Source organism: Mesorhizobium sp., from assembly GCF_004962925.1.
Lineage (GTDB): Bacteria > Pseudomonadota > Alphaproteobacteria > Rhizobiales > Rhizobiaceae > Mesorhizobium.
The window spans coordinates 1-5,443 of record NZ_SUEO01000311.1; the positions used below are offsets into that span (position 1 = coordinate 1).

Sequence of the window (5,443 nt, forward strand, 5' to 3'; positions counted from 1 at the left end):
GCAACGATCCACGCCTTCTGTCAGACCATCATCTCAAGCTACGCGGTCGAGGCTGATATTGATCCAGGCGCGCAGATGCTCGATGCGGTCCAGGCCGCCGCTGCGTTCGACTCCGTATTCGAGCAATGGCTCAAACGTCGGCTTAACAGTCCGGAGCGGCCAAGGGATCCGGTCGCCGTCTTGTCGCGCGAAGACCCCCGCCGCGTTGTCTCCACCCTTCAGGAACTGGCGCGCTTTCGTCTCAAGCATCGTGATGCGCGGGCGCTGCCTGCCGACCTCACCGGCCGCCCGGACATCGACCTGGCCGAAGCGGTCGCGGATTTCCGGCACTGGATAGCCGCTCAACCCGTCGAGCCCAAAACGCTCGAGCTGGTGGGCGAGCTCGAGACGCTGGCAAACTTTTACGCCGGCAGTTTTGAGGCGCCGCCCGATTTTCCCCGGCTCTGGGCGCTCGCCCATCCGATTCGACTTTCCTGCATGCGGAAGAACACGTTCGATCTAATCAGACCAAGACGAAAATCGGCCTGGGAAAAGGTCGCCGGGAAAGATCTGGGTAGCCAGCTCAGTGAGGAGGCCGGCCAATACTTCGACCGGGTCGACCATTGCTACCGGGTGGTGCTCGGCCGGGTTGCCACTGCGCTTGTGGCAGGCCTGTCCGATGAGCTCGAAGAGGTGCTTGACGACTACGCCGCCTTCAAACGCGCCGCGGCCGTCCTTGATTTCGACGACCTTCTGGAGCGGGCGCGGACCCTGGTCCGCGATCACGATGCCGTGCGGCGCGCTCTCGGAACCCGCTACCGGCATATCTTCGTGGACGAGTTCCAGGACACCGACCCCATTCAGTCCGAAATCCTGTTTCTGATCGCCGCTGAAGACCGCGCGCCGCACTGGCAGGACAGCGTCTTGAGGTCTGGGGCGCTCTTCATGGTCGGCGACCCGAAACAGGCCATTTACCGGTTCCGCGGCGCCGATGTCGGATCTTATGCGCAGGCGCGTACCGCAATCGAACGGCGGTGGCCGGACAACATCATCCAGATCACCGCAAATTTCCGCTCCCGACCGGACATTCTCACCCATGTCAACCGCTGTTTCGAGACGCCACTCTCTGGTGTCGGGCAACCTGGCTATGTGGCGCTCACGGCGACCATCGATCCCCCCTCCCATGATCTTCCGTGTGCGGCCAGGATCACCGTCGACGTGCCGCCCAATTCGCGATCAGAGCACATCCGCGATGCCGAGGCAGAAGCCGTCGCTGAACTCTGCATGCGGCTCATCGGCAATCTGCACGTTCGCGACGACGACGGCGTGATGGCTCCGCTCAGTCCCGGCGGCATAGCCCTGCTTGCGCCGACGGGCACCGAACTCTGGCGCTATGAACGCGCGCTGGAACAACGCGGCCTGCCGATCGCGTCCCAAGCGGGCAAGGGCCTGTTCCGACGTCAGGAGGTGCAGGATATGCTCGCGTTGGCTCGCGTGCTCGCCGACGCCGGCGACACCCTGGCCTTCGGCGCGCTGATGCGAGGCCCGCTTGTCGGGCTGACCGAGGAAGAGCTTCTCGATATCACCGCGGCTTTGCCCCAAAATCCCGATCGCCCGCACGCGGTTCCGCGATTCTCGTTGTTGACCGATCTGAGCGACGTCATGCATCCGATTGCGCGTCGGACACTTTCGATCCTGCAAGACCTGAGATGGAAATCGAGAGCAACGACACCAGCGCTGCTGCTCGCTGAAGCAGCGGAGTGGCTGGCCGTTCGACCCATTCTTGCCGCGCGCGAAGGTGATCGCAGCGCCCGCGCGGCTGCGAACGTAGAAGCCTTTCTCGAACGGCCGCGGCCCTACGGCGTCACCGGTCTCAAGCGGTTCGTCCGTGACATCACTAGGGATTGGAGTCAGGGGGTTCCGTCCAACGAGGGCCGGGTTGATGCCGAGGGCGACGCCATCGAGATCATCACAATCCACAGCGCGAAGGGGCTGGAATGGCCGGTGGTGATTCCGGTCAACACAGCCACCTTGCTCCGCTCGCGCGAGCCGTTCGTGCATCGCGCGTCCGATAACACGCTGCACTGGGTCATCGGCGACGTCGTCCCGCCCGATCTTCTGCTGGCGCTCGCGTTAGATGATGAAAGCCTTGCCCGTGAACGCGAGCGCCTTTGGTACGTCGCATGCACTCGCGCTCGCGAGCTCCTCGTCGTCCCGGAGCTGCCGCAGGCGGAACAGCGATCCTGGGCGCGAATCGTCGACCTGGCGTACCAGGATCTGCCGCGGCTAGACCTATCGCGTTTCGATCGGGCACCGCGCTCTGCCGCGGTCGATTTGCCAAACGGACAGACGCAGGACATCTTCGAGACAGAGCGCGCCGCTATCGCCGCTGCCGCCGTCCCGCTCATATGGCTTCAGCCAAGCAACCACGATCCCGATCGCCGGCCCATGACTGAGGTGATTTTGATGGACGCAAACGACGCTCCGGAGACGGAGCTGCCGATCGGCGCAGGACGTGTCCGAGGACTCGTCTTGCACAAGCTCATGGAGGAGGTCCTGACCGGCGAACTTGGTGAAGACCTCGTCGGGTTCGCCGATCGCGCTCGGGAGCTTATCGCAGAGCTGGTGGTCGATCGCGAAGACGAGGCCGGTCTTCCCGAAGTCGGGGAAATCGCCTCGACCGCTTGGCGAACTCTGCATCTCCCGGAGATCGCCGCCCTGCGACCGCGTCTCGTTCCAGAATGGCCGATCTACGCCTTGCTCGCCGATGCGAGCGAGCCCACAGCGCTTGCCGGCCGGATCGACGCCGTCGCATGGGACAACGGTCGCGCTGCGGTCGTTCTCGATTGGAAAAGCGACATCGCGCCGACGGAGGAGGACATGCGAATTCACGCAGGTCAACTCGAGGACTACCTGCGAACAACCGGGGCTCGCCTCGGCGCGTTGGTCTATATGACCCTCGGCACTGTACGATGGGTGAAGCCCAGTATCCGCGCGGAGCGGGGCCGGTGATGTCGTCAAATTCACGCCTCTGACCCCAATGCGGTCGTTCGCTGACTGAATTTGAGGAACTATAGCGACATCGAGTCAAGCGGCGGGCACTCCCTCCGCCAGTCAATCCCCTCTTTTGATGCCTGTTTCTGCTAGTTTTTTTGGATCTCCTGCCCATTGGTGTGATAGATCTTATAACCAAATTGGCGGGCCGGCAGCCTACAGCCCGGTCCGCGAAAGTTGAGCGCGTCGAGGAATATTTTACCATGATCTCCCTGCCTTTCCGCAGATCGGATGACCGGCTTTTACGACCGGAATTCGATGAGCGGCGCCGCGTCAATCTCGAAGCGGCTCCGGCTTTTGGTGAGATGGTGGAGACATTCGGCATGAAATCTCGACGGGCAAACCCGCGATGCCGAGTTGGGTCGAAACGCGAATCCGTCCTTGCGAGCGGCGCCTCGACCAGTACTACTGCGCTCGGTCCAAGGTGAAGGATTGCCGCTACGAGCCCCGGGCGAGTGGTCGACATTCAAATCAATCGATGGCCTGTCATCCAAAATCTGAATCGGGTTGCTGGTCCGTTGCAATAGTCGGGACTTGGCGGTTGCCCAATGGAAGCCGCAGCAGATCAGCCCGATACCGGACAGCCAGGGACTTTGCGCACGATTGGATCCACTTAGTGTTTTTGGCGCGGGGATAAATTCTCCCCGCCACCATGCGGCTCCTAGTTCCGTGGCAGCTTGTGTATTTCAAGCCTGACCGGAACGCTCCCGTCGCAGCTGTGCAAGGTAGCGAGCTCTCGACCGAACTGAAAAGTGCGCATTTGTCGTGCTTCGGATCATACTCGCAGGCTTATAATCGCGTGATGCGAGCAATTCGCGTGATGCGAGCAATTATTGCACCATGCCCTTATGCCGTTCGCGCAAATCGCCGAGCGACGCGTCGAGCCCGGCGTGAACGCTCCCGTCTTTGATGTCTGCGGCTGAAGGTGAGTGGCTTATTGCCGGGCCCGTCATTTACAACGTGCGGATAGCCATGAACGAAGCGCCGTCAAGCGCGAACCTATGTTTGGCCTTGGCGGGCTTTGGCAACCGTTTTACCGAATGGTGGGGATAATCGCACAGTCCTTTGTCCATCCGTCGCTATGCCATGTAAACAGAACATCGGGGTTGGGGAGATATGATGAAAAGATATGTCGATGTTGCTCTCGTAATTCCGCTTCGAGAGGAATTCGAAAGGCTGAGGTCGTTTTTCACCGTAAAACACGAGGAAGTGATTGGCGAGAGTTTTCTGGTCGAATTGGATACGGGCAAGCCCGACCTTATCGCTGTCGCTATTTTGCAAGACGACATGGGCAAAGCATCGGCCGGCCGAGCCGCCGATATTTTGATTAAAAAGTTTGACATCGGCTTGATTCTGGTTGTTGGAATCGCCGGGGGGATCAGTGGAGATGTCGCTGTCGGTGATGTTTGCTTCACGGGTGCAGTTGTCGACGTACTGGAAAATGCGAAGGTCTCTGATACAAAAGACGGTTTACAAATCAGCTTCAATAATAAATTCTACAAGACAGACAAAGCTGCCACCTTTTCCTTTCAGTACGTACAGCTTGGGAGCGACGTAAGACCTCAGTACGAGCAATGGCAAAATGACCGCCTCGAAATAGCGAAATCACTCATCGGTTCGAAGTTCATAGGTCGCTCAGATAAGTATGAAGAACTCTCTGCACCGAAGATGCACCCCGGGACCATCATTTGCGGTGCGGTTTCAAAAAGTGAAGTCTATAAAGAAGTTGTCGCAGGAGCAGATCGAAAAACACTCGCGATCGAGACCGAGTCAGGCGCTGTTTTTCTCTCAGCAGAGAGCGCAGATATCCCCGCAATATCCGTCCGAGGTATTTGTGACTATGCCGATCAAAACAAAAACCTGCTTGAGGAGCAGACAGGAGGCCACCTCCGGCAGATCGCAGCCGACAACGCGATTTCTTTTGTTAAACTGCAGCTAGGCAATCCACAACTTAAGTTATTTCTCTCCCTTCGTAGGCAGAAAACGCTAACTGGTCTCTCGCACATTCCATCCGATGATCGCTTCGCAGAAACAATTTCAACCATTCGAAGCGATATTCACGCCCAGCTTTCACAACTCTCGCCGGAATATCGGGGTAAACCGGCTGGATACCGACCTCCTCTCCCTAGAATAAAGGAGCAAGTTTCAAATGTCAGTGTCAACCCCTCGATAAAGAGGGTCGTCCCGATCGACATTCTTGAGGCTGTTACTTTAAACAGGTTCATCGTGGTAGAGGTGCCAAGGATTTACCCAGACAATAGTCTCCCCTGGCTCATCGCAAATGAAGTCTCTTTGATCGAGATCGATGGGAATCGTTGCTTACCCATAGTGATAGACGGGACGAATGTTCGACCGCCAAGCGGAACTATAGCTGCATTTGCGAAAGTGGATGTTGACAACATAGTTAGGG

2 protein-coding genes are annotated in these 5,443 nt (G+C 58.6%); both read left to right on the forward strand.

The features are described from left to right. Positions 1–2,991 (forward strand): exodeoxyribonuclease V subunit beta (locus E5W87_RS33595; protein ID WP_292407704.1); only part of this gene is annotated, 2,991 nt, incomplete at its 5' end. Positions 2,992–4,152: 1,161 nt separating this feature from the next. After that, a partial coding sequence (locus E5W87_RS33600; protein ID WP_292407707.1) for a hypothetical protein occupies positions 4,153–5,443 on the forward strand: 1,291 nt, incomplete at its 3' end.